General features: G+C 70.0%; 13 protein-coding genes and 2 pseudogenes. 6 read left to right on the forward strand and 9 right to left on the reverse strand.

Annotation, left to right across the window (positions count from 1 at the left end):
* Nucleotides 1-16 precede the first annotated feature (16 nt).
* The 3 genes from BJF83_RS24425 to BJF83_RS24435 all read right to left on the reverse strand — a co-directional run bounded on the left by BJF83_RS24425 (nucleotide 17) and on the right by BJF83_RS24435 (nucleotide 4,261).
* Entirely contained in the window at nucleotides 17-925 is a 909-nt protein-coding gene (locus BJF83_RS24425; protein WP_075928162.1) for an ABC transporter permease, read from the reverse strand.
* A 73-nt stretch (nucleotides 926-998) separates the two neighbouring features.
* On the reverse strand, nucleotides 999-1,979 hold the full coding sequence (locus BJF83_RS24430) for an ABC transporter permease (RefSeq protein ID WP_075928163.1): 981 nt from the start codon (nucleotides 1,977-1,979) through the stop codon (nucleotides 999-1,001).
* 572 nt (nucleotides 1,980-2,551) lie between these two features.
* Nucleotides 2,552-4,261 (reverse strand): family 2 glycosyl transferase, encoded by a 1,710-nt coding sequence (locus tag BJF83_RS24435; RefSeq protein ID WP_262391851.1) that lies wholly within the window; start codon nucleotides 4,259-4,261, stop codon nucleotides 2,552-2,554.
* A gap of 766 nt (nucleotides 4,262-5,027) precedes the next feature.
* On the opposite strand from BJF83_RS24435, the gene BJF83_RS24440 reads away from it, so the two are divergent.
* A complete protein-coding gene (locus tag BJF83_RS24440; RefSeq protein WP_075928164.1) occupies nucleotides 5,028-5,477 on the forward strand; it encodes an ATP-binding protein in 450 nt (149 codons plus the stop codon).
* 58 nt (nucleotides 5,478-5,535) lie between these two features.
* Here the strand turns inward: BJF83_RS24440 and BJF83_RS28055 are convergent, their stop codons facing one another.
* From BJF83_RS28055 to BJF83_RS24450, 4 genes and pseudogenes are all read right to left on the reverse strand, one after another.
* Entirely contained in the window at nucleotides 5,536-5,694 is a 159-nt protein-coding gene (locus BJF83_RS28055; protein WP_187347213.1) for a hypothetical protein, read from the reverse strand.
* 267 nt (nucleotides 5,695-5,961) lie between these two features.
* Nucleotides 5,962-7,343, reverse strand: a pseudogene (locus BJF83_RS31365) (efflux RND transporter permease subunit).
* The gene (locus BJF83_RS31370) at nucleotides 7,238-9,112 is read right to left on the reverse strand and encodes an efflux RND transporter permease subunit (protein WP_394329383.1); all 1,875 of its coding nucleotides are present in this window, start codon (nucleotides 9,110-9,112) and stop codon (nucleotides 7,238-7,240) included. The pseudogene BJF83_RS31365 and the gene BJF83_RS31370 overlap by 106 nt, the downstream one beginning before the upstream one ends.
* A gap of 438 nt (nucleotides 9,113-9,550) precedes the next feature.
* Entirely contained in the window at nucleotides 9,551-9,883 is a 333-nt protein-coding gene (locus tag BJF83_RS24450; protein WP_187347214.1) for a helix-turn-helix transcriptional regulator, read from the reverse strand.
* Between the two features lie 120 nt (nucleotides 9,884-10,003).
* On the opposite strand from BJF83_RS24450, the gene BJF83_RS24455 reads away from it, so the two are divergent.
* From BJF83_RS24455 to BJF83_RS24475, 5 genes and pseudogenes are all read left to right on the forward strand, one after another.
* Entirely contained in the window at nucleotides 10,004-10,921 is a 918-nt protein-coding gene (locus BJF83_RS24455) for a cation diffusion facilitator family transporter (RefSeq protein WP_075928166.1), read from the forward strand.
* Between the two features lie 172 nt (nucleotides 10,922-11,093).
* Nucleotides 11,094-12,496 (forward strand): annotated as a pseudogene (locus BJF83_RS24460) (TrkH family potassium uptake protein).
* A gap of 34 nt (nucleotides 12,497-12,530) precedes the next feature.
* The gene (locus BJF83_RS24465; protein ID WP_075928167.1) at nucleotides 12,531-13,202 is read left to right on the forward strand and encodes a TrkA family potassium uptake protein; all 672 of its coding nucleotides are present in this window, start codon (nucleotides 12,531-12,533) and stop codon (nucleotides 13,200-13,202) included.
* An 88-nt stretch (nucleotides 13,203-13,290) separates the two neighbouring features.
* Complete coding sequence (locus tag BJF83_RS24470; protein WP_075928168.1) at nucleotides 13,291-14,343, forward strand: metal ABC transporter substrate-binding protein; 1,053 nt, start codon at nucleotides 13,291-13,293, stop codon at nucleotides 14,341-14,343.
* Between the two features lie 323 nt (nucleotides 14,344-14,666).
* Nucleotides 14,667-14,900, forward strand: coding sequence for a DUF397 domain-containing protein (locus BJF83_RS24475; RefSeq protein ID WP_075928169.1), 234 nt, complete (start codon nucleotides 14,667-14,669; stop codon nucleotides 14,898-14,900).
* Nucleotides 14,901-15,177: 277 nt separating this feature from the next.
* Here the strand turns inward: BJF83_RS24475 and BJF83_RS24480 are convergent, their stop codons facing one another.
* Both BJF83_RS24480 and BJF83_RS24485 read right to left on the reverse strand, forming a co-directional pair.
* Entirely contained in the window at nucleotides 15,178-16,020 is an 843-nt protein-coding gene (locus tag BJF83_RS24480) for a helix-turn-helix transcriptional regulator (protein WP_075928170.1), read from the reverse strand.
* A gap of 259 nt (nucleotides 16,021-16,279) precedes the next feature.
* On the reverse strand, nucleotides 16,280-16,777 hold the full coding sequence (locus BJF83_RS24485) for an ATP-binding protein (protein WP_075928171.1): 498 nt from the start codon (nucleotides 16,775-16,777) through the stop codon (nucleotides 16,280-16,282).
* Between the last annotated feature and the right edge of the window lie 272 nt (nucleotides 16,778-17,049).

The following is a 17,049-nucleotide window of genomic DNA, read 5'->3' on the forward strand; positions in this document are numbered from 1 at the left end:
GTTCACGGAGCACGTCCTAGGACCGGCGCGACTTGGACGACGGGTCGAGGGCGTCGCGCAGCCCGTCCCCGATCATGTTCACGGCCAGCACCATCACGACCAGCAGCATCGCCGGGAACGCGAACATCCACCAGCCGTGGTGGCGAACCGCGAACCGGCGGCGATCACGACGCCGAGGCTGACGTCGGGCGTGCACGCCCAGTCCGAAGTAGCTGAGCGCGGTCTCCCCGATGATCGCGGCGCTGACCATGATCGTGGCGTCCGCGATGAGCAGGGAGGACATGTTCGGCAGGATGTGGCGCAGGATGATTCGGTGCGGGGGAACTCCCATGAAGCGGGCGGCGTGGATGTACTCGCGTTCGCGCAGCGAGATGGTCATGCCCCGGACCATCTTGGAGGTGACCATCCAGCTGAACACGGCCAGGAGGATGACCAGGACGAACCAGCCGCCGTTGCCGGCGAAGTGGGTGGACAGGATGGCGAGGATGACGAAGTTGGGCAGGACCAGGGCCAGGTCGGCGACCCACATCAGGCCCTTGTCGACGAGTCCGCCGAAGTAGCCGGCGAACGAGCCGACCAGGGCCGCGAACCCCGTCGTGAGCACGGCGACGAGAAGACCGATCAACAGGGACTTGCGCAGACCCGCCGTGGTCCGGGTGAAGATGTCCTGACCCGTCTCGTTGGTCCCCATCCAGTGCTCGGGGGACGGCGCGGCGAGCATGTCGGTGAAGTCGCGCTCGCCGACCTCCCAGCCGCTGAGCAGCGGGCCGAGGAAGGCGAACAGCGCGAGGAGCGCGAGCAGGACGAGGCCGACGATGACGCGCCGGGTTCCGAGGAGTTGGCGGCCCAGGTCCTTGAGCCGGTTGGGAGCCGGGGGCGCGGCCGGCGCCTCCAGGTGCTCCTTGCTCACGTGGGTCGTGCTCATGGCGTGGTCTCCAGCAGGGATGCCGCGTGGGTGCGGGGCGGTACGTGGCTGTTGGGCGGGGTCGGTGTCACGGTCACACCCGCACCCTCGGGTCGAGCCAGGCGTAGAGGATGTCCGAGAGGAAGGACGCCGCCATGATCGTGATCGCCATGAACCAGGAGACGGCGGCCACGACGTGGACGTCCTGGCTGAAGATGGAGTCGATCAGCCAGGCGCCCATGCCGTGCCAGCCGTAGATCTTCTCGGTGAAGGTCGCGCCGGACACCAGGGCGCCGAAGGTGAACGTGAAGTAGGTGATGGTGGGGATCAGCGCGGTGCGCAGAGCGTGCTTGAACAGGGCCGCCCTGCGGGTGAGCCCCTTGGCCATCGCCGTACGGACGAAATCGGAACCGAGCACGTCCAGCATCATGTTCCGCTGGTACCGGGCGAAGGCGGCGAACAGCGCCACCGCCAGCACGAACGTGGGCAGGACCGCGTGGTGGATCCGGTTGAGCAGCAGTTCCCACCCGTTGCCCTGGAATCCCGCCGAGTACTCACCGGAGTAGCGCAGCAGCTGGAACCCGAGGAGGTCGTTGATGCCGTTGGCCCCTACCTGGACGGCGAGCGCGATCACGACGGTGGGCACCGAGAGCACGAAGAACGCGGCGGCCGTCGACACCTTGTCGAACCCGCGGTACTGCCGGACAGCGGCGTAGGCGCCCACGGCGATGCCGACGGCGCTGCCGAGGATGGTGGCGACGGTGATCAGGCGCAGGGTGACCCCGGCCTTCATCCACATCTCCTCGGTGACGTCTCCGCCCTGGATGGTCTGGCCGAAGTCGCCGACGACGACACCGCTCATCCAGGTGACGTAGCGCTGGGCGATGGGGGTCTGGTCGTTGAGGTTGAGCGCGTCGAGCTGGGCGTTGACGGCCTCCGGGGAGGGCGGTGGCTGCATCTGCTCGAAGTACCCGCGCGGGTGCAGGTTGGTGGCCGCCAGGAGGTAGGCGAAACTCGTCGCGAGAAAGATCAACACGACGTAGTTCAGTAGCCGCCTGGCCAGGAACTTGCCCAAAACTGTCTCCGAACCTCGCACCGAACCCGGCGCTCTTCACCAGTTCCGCCGTTGATCACCGGGGTGTCCGTGGCACCGAGGGCGCGCCGCTCGGGTGGGTCCCACCGTTGAGCGCTCGCGATCCCGAGACCACGGGCGAGGTGACGCCCAGTGACCAACGAAACACACTTCCTTCCGATTCACGCTCCGTGACCGGAATGTCAAGAGTCTGCGGGATGACTGGACACTCGGAGGTCACCGCCCCATCAAGAAAAGACAACGGTGCCTTCATGGGGGTCAACCACCAACCGCATTGTCAAGGCTTGTACTCACAGTAAGAGACTCGCGACGCAAAGCCACGATGCACCACACTGACCTGCGAAAACTTCCTCGCACACCGCAAGCCTTCCGATGTCGGACGTCACATGGGCCAAACTCGGCAAAACGTTCCAACGGGGAAAACATTAAAAATCTCTGCACGATACACATAACCGGCACCATGCAGCGCACACCGAAAGCAGGTCCGACGTCTCGGGATAGTCACTAATCGCGCTTTTAACACAACCGATTTTCGTGAATGAGAGTAGACACAGTTAATGACCGCTCGCCAGCGAGAGCGCACTCTCCCTCACGTCCGCGGTTCCGCCACGGCCGTGGGCAGGGGTCCGCACCGCCACCGGCCGTGAACCCGGCACCAGAGGCGCCGGCGAACCCGACCGCGCCACGCCCCACCAGGCGCCCAGGGATCGGGCGGCGTCCCCGGCCACGGCCAGGGCGGTCCAGGACACCGGGTCCACCAGGGCCGCCCCCCGGCCCCGGTGCCAGGCCCCCAGGTGCGGCAACGTGAGCGCCGCGCCAGCGGCCACGGCGACCCACCGCGCGCGGCGGGACGGGGTCGCGGCTCGCGGGGCCCGGAAACGCACGACGGCCGAGGAGGACGGGAGCACCGTCCGGCGCGACGCCGGCGGCCGCGTCCCGGGTCCCGACCGCCGTAGCGCGACCGCGCCCGCCCCGACAGCTACGGCCGCCAACACCGGCCACCACGTCCCCCGCACCCACCGCCCGCCCGTCCTGGCCGTGTGAAACAGGTCATGCCCGGCCAGCCGCAGCGCCTCGGGCAGCGTCTCCGGCGACACCCGGGACAGCTCCCAGGCCGCGCCCGCAGCCCCCAGCACGACCGCGCCCGTGGCCAGCCCCGGTCGTCCGGCCGCGACCAGGGCGAGCCCGACCGCGCTCGGCCACGGGAGGTCCGGACCGGCCGCGCGCTCGCACCGCCCCCGCGCGAGCGGTCCGGCCGCCGCTGCGCGCGCGAAACACGCGCGCAGGTACCCGCCCAGGTCCGTGACCGGTGGATTCCACACCCGCGATCCGGGCTCGTAGCGCACCGCCCACCCGTCCTCGGCCAGCCGCCAGAGCGCGTCGACCTCGGCTCCCGCACCCAACCCGGGGTCGAGGCGCTCGACCGCCGCCCGGCGCAGGACCAGGGTGTCCACCGGGCTGAGCGGATCGGCCTCGGTGTGCTCGTTGGCCGTGCCCGGCGCTCCCGTCCCGGCCGTTCCCCGGCCCCACGGCAGGACCGCGGCCGGATCCGCCCCGCGGTCGGCCCCGGCCCGGTCGGCGGCGACGGCGGCGATCGTCATCTCACCGTACGAGGGGGCGTTCGGACGCGCGGTCAGCACGCGCGGCAGGACGGCCGCCACACCGGGGTCGGCGAAGTGGCCCAGCGCCGCCTCCAGCCACCCCGGACCGGGACGCGCGCCCGCCACCAGCAACGCCAGGAGCGGTGCGGAGCACGCGTCGAGCGCGACGGCTCGGGCCGCCGCTCCCCCGGGGGGACCCGGGACGGTCCGGGCGCCACGGGCCCGCGCGACCCACGCACACTCACCGGTGGCGCCCACCACCACGGGGCTCAGCTCGGGGTGGTCTGCGGCGAGGGCGTCCAGGGTCCGCGCCAGCGCGGCGGATCCGGCCTGGCCGACGACGGCCACGTCCACCGTGCCCGGCTCGACGGGGACGGCGTCACGCTCGGGCCGAGGATGGGCGAGTCCGGCGTCGACCAGGCGCCGGGCCAGCGAGCGTTCGACGCGGCCGACGGGCCGAGCCCCGCTCGACCAGCGGATCAACGCGCTGGCCTGGTCGGTCGTGAGGCGCACGGCACGCGCGGGAGAACCGCCCACCAGGACCGTGCCCTCTTCGAAGAGGCGGACGGCGCGATCGATCTGGACGCCCAGCCATGCGGCAGAGGGGACGTGCGGGGAGCGCGCACCGCGGGCTCCGTGTGGAGGGACCCGACTCTCCGCCACGCCGCTCCGGGGCGGTGGAGGGTGGCGGCGTGGCGTGGGACCGGAGCCGTGGGTTCTGGTTCGGGGGCAGTGGGGGGCGACGGGAGGCCATGCGACATACCCTGTCGCTTCGGACATACAGGGCGCAAGACCGCGTGAGAACCAGAGTTCAGGTGAGATTCATCGAATCGTTACCCAACCACGCGCGTCCCATCAGCCACGAAACGTTGTCGTCGCCCATCCGAGATCCTCGTCACGACCTGACCGGAACCCCCCTTTTTCCAGTTCAGAGCTGGATATCCTGTCCACGCCAGGCCGACCGGGTTTCGGGGGAGGTACAGAGCGTATGCTAAGCGCTGATGCGCCCTCCAGTGTCGTAGGGCACATCCCTCACCAAATATGACCATCCATCACGGGCCGCCCCTCGGCCCCACCCCCTCCCAGCGGGGAGCCGCACGGCTCCGCCCGCTACACTCGCCGACCCACGCACACCGTGCGCCCCGTGGCACCCGACCACTTCCCTCCCTGACCCAGGGAGCACCGATCCGTGTGTCCATTCCGCGCCGTGACCCGCCTCGTCGGGCATGGACGCCACGAGGGCCCGGCGCACCCTGTCCCGTCAGCAGCGCACACGCCATCGGGAAGTGAAACCCACCATGTGTGACATCGCAGCCCAGGGTTCCCCGGTCATCCGACACGCCCTCGAACCGGAGGCCGTTACCCCGCCGCCGGACCCATTCCCGATCTCGCCCCCCATGTCCCGTCCGCCCCACGTCCGGCGAAAACCATGGAAGAGTCCACCCCGACCCGTACCTCCACCGCGACGAGACCGGTCAGACGCCGGTTCCCGGGCCTGCCGAGCCAGATCGCCTACGCACGCCGCTTCGTCGCTCGTCAGCTCTCGTCCTGCCCCGAGCTGACCACGGCGACCCTGCTCACCAGCGAACTCGCCACCAACGCCATCACTCACAGCGCGTCCGGCCGCGCGACGGGCAAGTTCGAGGTCTGTGTCCACCAGGCACCCGGCTGGGCCCGGGTCGAGGTGCGCGACCTGGGCAATCTCTCCGAGTCGCCACAGCCCCAGCACCGGGACCCCTACGACACCGAGGAACACGGTCGGGGCCTGGATCTGGTCGAGGCGCTCTCCAGCGCGTGGGGCACCGAGCCCCGCGGCGACGGGATGGGGCGCAGGGTCTGGTTCGAGTTGGTGTGGGAGCGCGACGGCGACCCGCTCTGAGGACGGCACGCGGGACCGTCTCGGCGGTACGCCGCCGCGCCTGATCCGTGCGTCGCCGTCACTCCGTCGCGGGCGCGTTCACGCCGCCCGCGTCGGAGGTCGCGGGCAGGCGGAAGCGTTCGTACAGTCGTCGGGCGTAGTCCTTGGCCTCCTGGGACGGTTCCTCGCCCAGCTCGTCGCGGACCAGGTCGTCGAGGCTCTTGTTCGATTCGTCCATGTGACGCAGACTGCCTGGAGTGCCCGGAGAGCACAAATCAACGCCCCGGTGACCGCGTGAAACATCCGCACCGCACACCGCCGGACGGGCCGCCGCGTCGGCGAGGGGCGCCCCGCACCGTGTGCGGAACGCCCCCAGTGATGTCCGATCACCCGGAGGGGCCGGCGCCGTCAGCGACCGACGGGCTCGCCCGTGAGATCGCCCGAACCCCCGGTTCCGTTCGGCCCGGAAGCCCCGTTCATCTCCGGTACGGACCGGCCGCCCCCGTCACGCCCCGCCTGGCCGCGTCCTTGGCGCGACGGCGCTCGCGACGGACCGCCCGCTTGCGCGCACGCCGCTCCTTGCCCGCCTCGACCAGCTGGTAGACACGGGGACCAGGACCAGCGTCAGCAGGGTGGACGAGACCAGACCGCCGATGACCACGATCGCGACCGGGCCGGAGACGAACGCCCCGCCGCCGGTCAGACCGGTGGCGAGCGGCACAAGCGCCGCGATCGTGCCCGCCGCCGTCATGAGGATCGGCCGCAGGCGGTGCCGGGTGCCCTCGACGATCGCCTCGCCCAGCGCCATGCCGTTGGCCCTGTTCTGGTTGATCAGGTCCATGAGCACGATGGCGTTGGTGATCACCACGCCGATGAGCATGAGCATGCCGATCATGGCCGCCGCGCCGAGCGGTGTGCCGGTCAGCATCAGCAGGCCCAGCGAACCGGTCGCCGCGAAGGGCACCGACACCAGCAGCAGGAGCGGCTGGATCAGGCTCTTGAACGTCGCCACCATGATCAGGTAGCAGATGACGATGGCGGCGAGCAGCGCCATGACCAACTGCAGGAGGCCCTCCGTCTGGTCCTCGCTGACACCGGCCAGCGCAACGGTGCGCCCGAGGGCAGGTCCAGCTCGTCCAGGGCCTGACCGATCTCGGCGCTCACCGCTCCCAGGTCGGAGGCGGTCGGGCTGGCCGAGACCGTGGTGCTGGTGACGCCGTCGATCCGGGTCAACTCCGGCGGCTGCACGACCTCCTCCACGTCGGCGACGCGGTCCAGACTCACCTCGCGCCCGGTGGGCGTGGTCAGAGTCAGGTCCTCCAGTTCCTCGCGGGACTCCGGCGCCTCGTCGACCAGCACGACCACGTCGCGCCGGACGTCGTCGACGGTCGCTGTGCCCGCGCGCTGGCCGTCGAAGGCCGCGGCGACGGCCTGGCCGACCGCGGCCTCACTCAGGCCCAGCTCGGCGGCCTCCTCGGCGTCGACGTGCACCTCCAGCGCCGCCTGGGAGGCGGACACGCCGTTGACCACGTCGTCGGCGCCGTCGATGCCGCGCAGGGCCTCCTCGACCATGTCCGCCGCCTCGGCGAGGGCCGCCTGGTCCTCCGCCATGACCCGTACTTCGAGCGCGGAGCCACCCATGCCGCCGGAGGCGTCGAGCCGGGGCTCGTACTCGGTGTCGAGGGCGGCGAACTCCTCCCGCAGCACCTCGCGGTTGCGCAGCTGGTCGGTGTCGGGGTCGGCGGTGACGGTGTAGCTGATCCGGTCGGTGCCGGCAGCCGTCATCGGGTTGGCGCTGCCGCCCACGCTGACCTGGTAGTCGTCCACCCACGCCATGCCGGCGAGCAGTTCCTCGACCTTGGCCGCCTCGGTGTCGGCAGTCTCCAGGGAGGTGCCGGGTTCCAGGTCCTGCACGGCCCTGTAGGTGTTCTGCTCCGCCTCGCCGAGCCAGTCGGTCTCCATGCGCGCGCCATGAGCACCGTGCCGCCGAAGACGACCGAGGCGGCCACCAGGATGATCGCGGTCGCGCTCTTGCGCTTGGTGGTGATCCAGCGGATGATCGGGACGTAGACCCGCTGGAGCGGCGAACGCAGCTCGGCCTGGCTCTGCCGGAGCTCGATCTCCTCCTGTGTGGCGTCACCGACGTCCTCGGGCCGCATGAACCAGTAGCACAGGACCGGGGTGAGGGTGAGCGCGACCAGCAGCGAGGCGCCGAGCGCGAGCGAGCTGGTCACGGCGAACGGTGTGAAGATCTCGCCGACCTCGCCGCCGACGAAGGCCATCGGCAGGAACACGGCGATGGTGGCGAAGGACGAGGAGGCCACCGCGGTGGCGACCTCACGGACACCGTCCTTGACCGCGGCCATGCGCTCCTTGCCGTAGCCCATGTGGCGGCGGATGTTCTCCAGGACCACGATCGAGTCGTCGACGACCCGGCCGATCGCGATGGTCAGCGCCGCCAGGGTGAACATGTTCAGGGTGAAGCCGAACACCTGCATGCCCACGAAGGTGGCCAGGATCGACACCGGGATCGACACCGCGACCACGAGTGTGGAGCGGATCGACAGCAGGAAGACCAGGATCACGATGACGGCCGCGACCAGGCCCATCAGGCCGGCGTGGAACATGTCCTCGATGGACTCGTTGATGAACGGCGCCTGGTCGAAGACGGGGGTGATGCTGATGCCGTCCCCGAGCAGGTCGGCCTGGTCGTCCAGGACCGACTCCACCCCCGTCGAGATGTCGACGGTGTTGCCGTCCGGGGTGGGCATGACCATAAGCATCACGGCGGGTTCGCCGTTCACGCGGGAGATCTCGCTGGGCTCCCGCGGGACCAGCGCCGCGTCGGCGACCTCGGAGAGCTGGACCGGCTCGGCGGCGACCGGGGCGGCGGACATCGCCGCTCCGCTCTGGGCGGACCGGATCCACACGTCCTCGATCTGTTCGAGGCTGGTGCGCTGCTCGCCGGTGGTGACGCTGAGCGTGCGGTCGTCCTCGTCGATCGTGCCGCCCGCCTGGAGCAGACCGCTGCCCTCCAGTGCCTGGGCGATGTCCCGCACAGTGAGGCCGGCCGACTCCAGCTCCCCGGTGTCCGGGGTGATCTCGACCCGCTCCTCCTCGACTCCGATGAGGACGGCGGAGCGCACCCCGGTGACCGACTCGATCTCGGGGATGAGGACGGTCTCCACGGTGGAGGCCATGTCCCGCTGTTCCAGGGTGTCGCTGCTGACCGCGAGGAGCTGGGCGGGCAGGATGCTCGATCCCATGGACGAGACGCTGGTGTCCACGCCCTCGGGCAGGAAGCCCTCCACCTGGTCGATCGCGACCTGGGTCTTGCGGACCAGTTCGGCCTGCTCGATCCCGTAGTCGAACTCGGCCTGGATCGTCGCGGTGCCGGTGCCGCTGGTGGACGTGACGGCGGTGATCCCCTCGACGCCCTGGACGGCCCGCTCCAGGGGTTCGGCGACCTGGCCCTCCACCACCTGGGGTGTGGCCCCCTCGTAGGTCGCGGTGACCGTGACCATCGGCAGCGAGAACTCGGGGAAGAGCTCACGCTTGACGCTCATGGCGGCGAGCACGCCGAAGGCCATGACCGCGAGGGTGATGAGGAGGATGAGCGCCCGGTTGCCGAGGGAGACGTTCGACAGGCGGTTCACGTGTACGTCCCTTCTGTTCCGTGGGCCGGGGTCCCCGTGGGGGGCCGACCCGCGGCACAGTGAGTTGTCGCCGATCTGGACATGAGGGGTTGTCGCTCCTCATCGCTGCCGTGTGGTGGTCTGGATCGCCCCGTGGCCGTGCGGGCGCGTGCGCACACCGCGGACGCCGGCGGGTCGGGCCGGTCGTCGGGCGTCGCTGGGGTCGTGGTGGTCTTCCGAGGACGGGGCCGGGGGTCGGGCTTGCGCGTCCATCGGGCGCACCACACACCATACGTCGCGTTATATCTGGACTTACGCTTCTCCGGCCCACTTCAGGGATCTCTCAGGGAGACGTCAGCCTTACGTCAGGGTCGGCACCCGACGAAAGTCGGGCACGCGTCGCAGTACCGCGGACTGACGTGGTCTCGGCGGACCGCGCCGCGGACCCGTTGCCGGGGCTCAGGCCACGGAGGACCGCTCGTCGACCGGCACGTGCGGCTGCGCCGTCCCCCACACGACACGGAGCAGGTCGTCCAGGGCGTGCGCGAGGGAGGCGTCGACCAGCTCGTAGCTGACCTGGCGCCCCCGCGCCTGCGTGCGGACCAGGCCGCAGTCGCGCAGGCACGCCAGGTGGTTGGAGACGTTCTGGCGGGTGAGCCCGAGCTGGTCGGCCAGACCCGCGGGGTAGTGGGGGCCGTCCAGAAGGGCCAGCAACAGGCGGCAGCGGGTGGGGTCGGACAGGGCGCGCCCCAGGCGGTGGATGGCGGACAGGCGCTGCTCGGAGGTCAACATGAAAATCATTGTACATAGGTTGCTGTATAGACAGCTTCGACTGTATAAACAGTGGTGACTGAATCATTCGTCACGCCGGGGCGGAGCCACCGACATCTCCGCCCGCGAGAGGGGTACGCGATGGGTGCCGGACACGGGCACGGGCACGGCACGGTGACCGCCGGGGCGGCCAACGGCAGGCGGTTGGCCCTCGCCCTGGGACTGATGCTCACCGTCGCCGCCATCCAGGTGGGCGGCGCCCTCGTCAGCGGCAGTCTCGCCCTCCTCGCCGACGCCGGGCACACCGCCACCGACTCCTTCGGCGTGGCCCTGGCCCTGACCGCCGTGTGGATCGCGGCCCGGCCCGCCACCACCAAACGGACCTTCGGCTTCCAGCGGGCGGAGATCCTCGCCGCCGCCGTCAACGCGCTCGCACTCTTCGCCCTGTGCGGCTTCATCGTCATCGAGGCGGTCGACCGGCTGCGGTCGCCGGCCGAGGTGTCCGGCCCCGGGATCGTGCTCGTGGCCGGTGTCGGTCTGGTCGCCAACGTCGTCGCGCTGCTCGTCCTGCGCTCGGGGGCCGAGGAGAGCCTCAACGTCCGGGGCGCCTACGTCGAGGTGATGAGCGACGCCCTGGCCTCGGTCGGCGTGATCGTGGGCGGGGTCGTGCTGTGGCTGACCGGGTGGAGCCGCATCGACACGCTCATCTCCCTCGCCATCGCCGCCATCATCGTCCCCCGCGCGTGGTCGCTGCTCAGGGAGGCCGTGCACATCCTGCTGGAGGCCACCCCACGCGGGATGGACCTCGGCGAGGTCCGCGAACACCTGCTCGGCCACCCCTCCGTCGTCGACGTCCACGACCTGCACGCGTGGACCATCACCTCCGGCGTGCCCGTGATGTCGGCGCACGTGGTGGTGGACGAGGAACGGCTCCGGGACAGCGGACGGATGCTCGACGAACTGCACACCTGCCTGACCGGGCACTTCGACGTGGAACACTCGACCCTGCAGCTGGAGCCGCCCGGCCACGCCGACCACGAGGGCGCCAGACACGCCTGAGCACCGACGACGACCCGCGTTCGGTGACGCGTTCGGTCCATACCTGATGGCAGAATCGTTCAGGTCCGGACAAGGCGCAAATGGAAACTCGGGTGGAAACGGGATCATGCGGTGGGTTCCCGATGGGGCGCGCGCGAGCGCCGCGCAGACGGCCAGCGCGACCCGGCGGCTCATGGACCGCCTCCTGTACCGGATCTTTCTGGGCGCGCGCCGCCGCTCCTCCGACCAGCGCTCGCCCTACCGGCCGCGCAGCGCGTGGGGCAAGCCCGCCCGCGCCTTCCTGCTGATGTTCGTGGCCGCCGACCTCCTTGGTGCGGCGCTGCTGATGACGCCCGTCGCCTCGACCGACGGCGAGGGGCTGGACTTCGTCGCCGCGATGTTCACCTCGACCACCGCACTCGCCGTCTGCGGCCTCTCGGTCATCTCGATCGGCGACGACCTGTCCGTCTTCGGTCAGCTCGTGCTCATCGCTCTGATCCAGGTCGGCGGCATCGGGATCATGACCCTGGCCTCCCTGCTCGGTTCCGCCCTCGTGCAACGGTTCAGCCTGCGCATGCAACTCAACGTGCAGGCGGAGAACCGCGCGCTCGCGGTCGGGGACGTGCGCGGCATCGTCAGCCGGGTGGCGTTGGTCTGCCTGGTGATCGAGGCGGGAACGTTCGCGGTCGTCATGCCCGCGATGTGGCTGCGCCACGGGATGGGGTTCGGCGAGGCCGCCTACTCGGCGTTCTTCCACTCGGTGTCGGCGTTCAACAACGCGGGCCTGTCTCTGTACGACGACAGCCTCACGCGTTTCTCCGGGGACCCGGTCATCCTCGGCGCCGTGGCCGTCGCCGTCGTCCTCGGCGGCATCGGCTTCCCCGTGCTCCTGGAACTGCGCCGCCACTGGCGCGCCCCGAGGCACTGGAGCCTGCACACCCGACTGACCATCGTCACGAGCGCGCTCCTGTTCCTGGTCACCGGCGTCCTCGTGATCGCGATGGAGTGGGGCAACCCGGACACCCTGGGCGGGTTGCCTGGTGGGCGCGGATCACCGACGGGTTCTTCCACGGGGTCATGCCCCGCAGCGGCGGTTTCAACGTCACCGACACCGGGGCGATGAACGACTCCACGCTCCTGCTCACCATCATGATGATGTTCGTCGGCAACGGCAGCGCCGGAACGGCGGGCGGCATCAAGGTCGCCACGCTCGCGGTCCTCTTCCTCGTCCTGTGGTCGGAGGTGCGCGCGCACGACCGCGTCCACGTCTACGGCCGCCGCCTCCCCTCGGACATCATCCGGCAGGCCCTGAGCCTGACCTTCCTGTCCATGACGGTGGTGGCGGTGACGACCGTGTTCTTCCTGCACACCACGGCGTTCACGTTCATGGAGACCCTGTTCGAAGTGGTCTCGGCCGTGGGCGTGGTCGGCCTGTCGATGGGGATCACGCCCGATCTGCCGCCGTGGGCCCAGCTGCTGCTGGTCGTGCTGATGATCGCGGGACGCATCGGCCCGGTCACGTTCGTCACCGCCATCGCCTTCCGGGAACGCAAGCGCCGTTACGACCTGGCCGAGGGCCGGACGATGATCGGTTGAACATCCGTACACGCAGTCACCGGAGGAAGGCCCCGTGCCGCACACCAAGAAGGAATCCGACAAGCGCATCCTGGTCATCGGCCTGGGCCGGTTCGGCAGCTCCATGGCCCTGGAACTGGTCAACCACGGTTGGGAGGTGCTGGGCATGGACTCCAGCCCGCGCCTGGTGCAGATGTTCGCCGACGCGCTGACGCACACGGTCATCGCGGACGCCACCGACGACGAGGCCCTCCGGCAGATCGGCGCCGCGCAGTTCACGCACGCGGTCGTCGCGATCGGCTCGCACCTGGAGGAGAGCATCCTGGCCACGTCACAGCTGGTCGACCTCGGCGTTCCCGATATCTGGGCCAAGGCGGTCAGCCGCCGGCACGGCCGCATCCTCGAACAGGTGGGGGCGCACCACGTGGTCCTGCCCGAGCACGACATGGGCGAGCGGGTCGCGCACCTGGTGTCCGGGCGGATGCTGGACTACGTCGAGTTGGAGGAGGGGTTCTCCCTCGGCAAGACCAAGGCGCCCAAGGAGCTCATCGGCAGGCCCCTGGCCGAGACCAGGGTCCGCCAGAAGTACGGGATCACGGTGGTGTCGGTCAAGCACCGGGGCGCGGCCTTCACCTACGCCAGCCGGGAGACCGTGCTGAGCAAGGGGGACGTGATCGTGGTCGCGGGCCGCACCGAGGACGTGGAGCGGTTCGCCGAGGCGGACTGACGGGACGGTGGGCCGCACGGCCGGTATCGGATCTTCCCCACCTAGCGGACAAATTGACAACCGTTTTCATTGTCCTCATGATGGTCCCATGCGAACTGGGACAACCGTGCGGGCCGCCGCCCTCGGCACCGCGACACTCATGATGATCACCGCGTGCGGCGGCGACGGCGTGGCCGAAGGCGCGGAGGACGCCGAGCTGGGCCTCGTCACCGGCGTCTACCCCCTGGAGTGGCTCGCCGCACGGGTCGGCGGCGACCGCGTGGCCGTCGCCCAGCTCACCGAGCCCGGCGCCGAACCCCACGACCTCGAACTGACCGGCCGTCAGATCGGCGAGGTCAGCGAGGCGGACATCGCCTTCTACGTCTCGGGGCTCCAGCCCGCCGTGGACGAGGCCGTCGAGCAGGAGGCCGCGGAGGCCGCGCTCGACGTCGCCGACGTCGTCGAACTCCACGCCGTCGGCGACGACGGTGGACACGACCACGAGGGCGAGGAGGTGCACGCCCACGAGGAGCAGGGCGGGGAGGCCCACTCCGAGGACGAGCACGCCCACGAGGGGGAAGGCGGGGAATCCCGCTCCGAGGAGGAGGGCCACGCGGGGGGCGACGGGCACGACCACGGCGACCTCGACCCGCACTTCTGGCTCGACGTCGGCCTGATGGCGGAGGCCGCCCACGCCCTCGCGGACCGGATGGCCGAACTCGACCCGGACGGCGCCCAGACCTACGAGGGCAACGCCGCGGCCGTCACCGACGAACTGGAGACGATCGGCCAGGAGTACGACGCCGGCCTCGCCGAGTGCGCGCGCCGCGAGGTGGTCGTCGACCACACCGCCTTCGCCTACCTCACCGAGGCCCACGGGCTGGAGCAGATCGGCGTCAGCGGCGTCGACCCCGAAACCGAGCCCTCTCCCTCGCAGATCGCGGCGATCACGGACACCGTCGCCGAGCGCGGCGTCACGACCGTGTTCACCGAGCCGCTGATGCCCGCCGCGACCGCGCAGACCATCGCCGCGGAGACCGGCGCCGAGGTGGCTGTCCTCGACCCGCTCGAAGGCGTGACCGACCGGTCGCCCGGTGACGACTACCCGTCGATCATGCGGGGCAATCTCGCCGCGCTGACCACGGCCCTGGACTGCGGCTGACCGAACAGGACCTTCTCCCTCCCCTCCCCTCCCCGAGCCCCACCGGCCCCCGGCCGGTGGGGCTCACCCGTTCGCACGGGCCCTCCCACGCTCCGGGAACGCCGTCTTGGCCCGCCTGTTCTGTCACCTTGTCGGGGTGTTCGTCCCACCACGCGCCGCTCCGCGCCGGACGGCCGATTACATGGCGCTTACATCGCACGAAAGCCCGGGACAAGTGGCCGCCGTCACGCTAGTCTTGGGAATCGCGACAGTGCCGATGCACGTGCATATGTCAGTGCATCAGCACGGCACTCCCCTCAAGCGACAAAGGAGCAGCAGAGCACATGAGCGCACACAACGGCATCACCGCGACCGAACTCACCGGTGTGGCCTGGCAGAAGGCCAAGCGCAGCAACTCCCAGGGGGCCTGCGTGGAGATGGCGCGACTGAGCGACGGCTCGATCGCCGTGCGCAACTCCCGCTTCCCCTCCGGGCCCGCACTGGTCTACACCCAGGAGGAGATCGACTGTCTCATCCTGGGCGCCAAGGACGGTGACTTCGACAACCTGCTGAGCTGACGTCCCAGCGGTCCGACGGCGCGGTCCGGGCTCTCCTTCGGACGACCGTCCGACCGAGCGGCCGCACAGGGACTCTCTCACCCTGGCCGGGCGGCCGCGCCGCCCGGGGGCTCCGCCATCGTGGCGGAGCCCCCGGGACAGACGGGTCCACGACCGCGCGATCACCGGGCGCGCGGCGTGGGCGAGGTCCGGGACCCCCGAGGCGCGCGACCCGCGCCGGATCCGGTCACACGAGGCGCCGGGCACAGGAGTACCGCGCCGTTCGGACGCGTGGCCCTCAGTCCCGCTCCAGGTCCGCCAGCATCTCTTCAAGCATCTCCAGCGTCTCGTCCGGCGTGGCCGCCGCGACGCTCAGCCTGGTCATCGCCTTGGTGTAGGCCTCCACCACGCTACGGCGGTCGACGATCTCACCGTCGGTCAACTGCTCCAGGTAAAGCAGGTCCGCCAACTCGAAGTCGGAGTAGCGCAGGAGGGTGAACGATCCCGCCTCGGCGGCGTGCGCGCCCACCACGAAGGGGACGATCTGGAGGGTGATGTTGTCGTAGTCGCGGCAGAACTCGATCAGCCGACGGATCTGTCCGCGCATGATCTCCCGACCGCGCGACTTGCCGCCGATGGGTCGGCGCACGGCCGCCTCGTCGAGAATGACCCACATACGCATGTCCTTGTCGCGGTCGAGCCGCTGTTGTCTGCGCAGTCTCGCCTCGATCCGCTGCTCGGTGACCATGTCGGTCTCGACGCCCCCGGTGATGATCTCGCGCGCGTACTCCTCGGTCTGGAGCAGGCCGGGCACGAACTGGGACTCGTAGATCCGGATGTGGTCGGCCGCCTCCTCGAAACCCACGTAGCGGACGAACCACTTGTGCAGGGAGTCGCCGTACTCCTTCCACCAGCCCGGCTTGTTCGATTCACGGGCCACTTCGAGGAATTGCCTGACGACCTTGCGGTCGGCGACCCCGTACATCTTGAGGAGGTCCTCGATATCCCGCAGCTTGAAACCGACCCGGCCGAGTTCCATCCGGCTGATCTTGGACGCGGACGCGCGAATCCGGTTGCCCGCGTCCTCACGGGTGATACCGCGCTGTTCGCGGTACTGCCGAAGCTCGTGCCCGAGGAGCATGCGACGCACGGTGGGGCCACTCCCCTTGCGCAATCGAGCGATATCCACCTTCGCCGCCTCTCTGTCATTCCCCGAACAAGGGTATCCTGACCGATCGGACACCTTTGCCGCGCGGTCAGGACACCACACGTACACGATATAGCCAATGCGTCCGTACGCACGGAGACACATCCGGTCACCGGGACCGTCCCGGGGCCCAACGACCGGTCGCGGGCACGGCGGGCGGCTGGGAGGTCGTCCACCGGATCCCGGGAGCACCTCACACGAATTGCGCCCATACGAACTTTCCGCTGGGAGGTGTCGGAATCACTCCCCACTCTCGCGCGAAAGCACTCACCAGTGCAAGCCCTCGCCCGCCTTCGAGGGTGAGATCCTGCTGCCGTCTGCGCGGCCACCGTTCTCCACCGTCGCGAACCGCGCAGATGAATTCTCGGCCGCTGCGCATGAGGGAGAGCTGAATACCGCTCTCACCCCTCCTGGCCACCGGCAGCGGTGCGCCGTGACGGACCGCATTGGTGACCAATTCGGAAACGACGACCGCGACATCGCCGGACAAGTACCCCATCTCCCATTCGCGGAGAAGGGCCTCGGATATCTCCCGTGCGGCTCCCACGGCATCCGGCCGGGACTCGAAGGCCCACGTGACGGCGTCGTGGCGGTCACCGCACACGGGCGTGTTCCAGCGGCTGGAACCGTGCTTCAGGACTCTGAACCACCAGCTGCCGGCCGGTTCCGCCACCGCCTCCGCACATTCCATGCCTTCCACTCCTCACCGGCGCCTGTGCTCCGAACCCGCCCCTCCGGTCGTACGCTTTCGGATATCGACGGAAGGTCCGCGCTCCGCGCCGAGGATCGGCGCGACGACCTCCTCAGCGCGTGCCGCTGCACGGTTGGAATGCACGTGCACCCTGGCCCTGGAGGCAATCGTAGGCCAACGGGTGACAATGTGCAGCGAAACCGGGACAGCAATCGTGGCCGAGGTTTTCGGCGCACGTCAGGGGGTCGTGGAGAACTTCCGCATTCACCGCC

The sequence above is a fragment of the Nocardiopsis sp. CNR-923 genome (assembly GCF_001942255.1).
In the GTDB taxonomy this organism is placed as follows: Bacteria; Actinomycetota; Actinomycetes; order Streptosporangiales; family Streptosporangiaceae; genus Nocardiopsis.